We start from the raw sequence: 2,102 nt of genomic DNA on the forward strand, positions 1-2,102 counted from the left end.
CCGCCATTATCAGGAGGGACAGCGATATCAGATCATCGTAAAAGAGTTGACCTCAAGAGGAGAGATAAGGTTTATATGGACAGGAAAAAATTGGCCGGAATAGGTGGAATAGCGATATGAGTGACGAAAGCTCTATAGTGAGGGAAGCCCCGACGCAGGCGTGGTGGCACCCCAATAGGCTCTTCATCGGTAGCAAAGCAATATGGGCTATAATGCTGGTACTGATGTCGATTAGCCTATGGATTGTTTTTTCTTCGACCAGCACCAAGGCGTTTGGCTCTTGGGCGAGTGGAGGTGGCTTCTTTAATATGTTTGGAAAGCACATACTTTCAATGGGATTAGCTATTGGGCTCTGTGTGGCGGTATCACATATTCCACTACGTTTCTTTAGGAAGTATGCGAGGCTCTTTTTATTTTTCAGTTTTATCCTACTCCTCTACGTGCTTTTTAGGGGTCAGGATCTCAATGATGCAAAGCGACAAATCTCACTCGCTGGTATCTCCTTTCAGCCTTCAGAGCTAGCGAGGCTTGCCTTGATCAACTTTGTGGCAACGCAACTGAGGTTCAAAGATGGGCGACACGCTTCGGCACGTAACTTCTGGGTGATATTCATCACCACCGGTTTATTTTGTCTGCCTATCTTCCTAGAGAATATATCAACAGCTCTGATCCTCGCCTCGGTGGTCTTTTGTATCTCTTACATGGGAGGTGCCAATCGGAAGATGATGAGGCGATTGCTTTTGGGGGGCTTAGGGGCTTTGGCATTGGTGATTATGCTACTAGTTTTGGTGCCAAGTATTCGAGAGGGCGGAGTAACTCGCTTGGGCACAGGCTATGCTCGAATTGAGCGATTCATAACGCAAGTAGGAGCACCTATCAATTCGGATACCTACAGCGATATTGATGGAAAGGATCTGCAGATTGTTTCATCACAAAGGGCGATTGCCAATAGCCACCTGCTGGGTGTAGGCTTTGGCAAAAGTGAGATGCGTAACCTCCTTCCCGAGCCATATTCGGACTTTGTATTTAGCATCTTGGTGGAGGAAGGGGGAATTGCCGCAGCTATCTTGGTGGTACTGACCTACTTGGCTCTATTCTTTATTATCGGAGGGATCGGAAGGCGTACCAATAGTGTCTACCAAACCCTCTTGGTACAGGGGATAGGGTTGATTATCACACTACAAGCCTTCCTGCATATGCTCATCTGTGTCAATCTATTCCCGATCACTGGGCAAAACCTCCCATTTATCAGTCGAGGTGGCTCTAGCTATCTAGTGACGGGGATTTACTTCGGCATCCTTTTGGCGGTAAGCCACGATAATAAACGGAAGGAGGAGGAGCGGATTGCCAAAGCAGGGGGTCTCAACCAAATAGTTGCTACAGAGGCTATCCCAGAGATGCCTCCAATAGAGAGTGAACCAATAGAAAATGTGGAGCCATGAGTACAAAACTAACCAATGTAATCATCAGCGGTGGTGGCACAGGGGGGCATATATTCCCCGCCATCTCTATTGCCAATGAGATAAAACGTCGATACCCAGAGTGTGAGGTGACCTTTGTGGGCGCCAAGGGACGTATGGAGGAGGAAAAGGTACCTGCAGCAGGGTATGATATCATCTTGCTACCAGTAGAGGGATTGAGCCGAGGCAAGAATCCCATTAAGCTATTCATCACCCTTTGGAAACTACTTAAGAGCCGACAACAAATCCGTAAAGAGCTAAAAAGGATCCGGCCACAAATCGTGATCGGTGTGGGAGGGTATGCCAGTGCCCCTACCCTTTTGGAGGCAAATGGGCTAAAGATACCGACTTTGGTGCAGGAGCAAAATTCATTTGCAGGCAAAACAAATAAATTAGTCGGCAAAAAGGCGGAGACAATTTGTGTGGCATACAAGGATATGGCTCGCTTTTTTCCGAAGGGAAAAAACCTCATACTTACGGGAAATCCAATCCGTAAGCAATTGGCTGATATACAACCACACGCTATAGAGGCGTATCAGCACTTCAAGCTAGACCCTAAAAAAAGAACGCTCTTAGTGATTGGGGGAAGCCTTGGAGCACGGACAATCAATGAGAGTATGGCAGCTGCCGTGAAGCTTTTTG

2 protein-coding genes are annotated in these 2,102 nt (G+C 47.3%); both read left to right on the forward strand.

Annotation, left to right across the window (positions count from 1 at the left end):
- Nucleotides 1–116 precede the first annotated feature (116 nt).
- Nucleotides 117–1,442, forward strand: coding sequence for an FtsW/RodA/SpoVE family cell cycle protein (locus tag QVO39_RS08950; RefSeq protein WP_244401366.1), 1,326 nt, complete (start codon nt 117–119; stop codon nt 1,440–1,442).
- Nucleotides 1,439–2,102: UDP-N-acetylglucosamine--N-acetylmuramyl-(pentapeptide) pyrophosphoryl-undecaprenol N-acetylglucosamine transferase (locus QVO39_RS08955; RefSeq protein ID WP_288171974.1), on the forward strand; the 664-nt coding region annotated here is incomplete at its 3' end. The genes QVO39_RS08950 and QVO39_RS08955, both read left to right, overlap by 4 nt.

The sequence above is a fragment of the Porphyromonas sp. CAG:1061 genome (assembly GCF_000435035.1).
GTDB classification, from domain to species: Bacteria; Bacteroidota; Bacteroidia; order Bacteroidales; family Porphyromonadaceae; genus Porphyromonas_A; species Porphyromonas_A somerae.

Bases quoted from the DNA above. Each gene is read 5' to 3' on its own strand.
- QVO39_RS08950 (WP_244401366.1), top strand. From the start codon at position 117: ATGAGTGACGAAAGCTCTATAGTGAGGGAAGCCCCGACGCAGGCGTGG.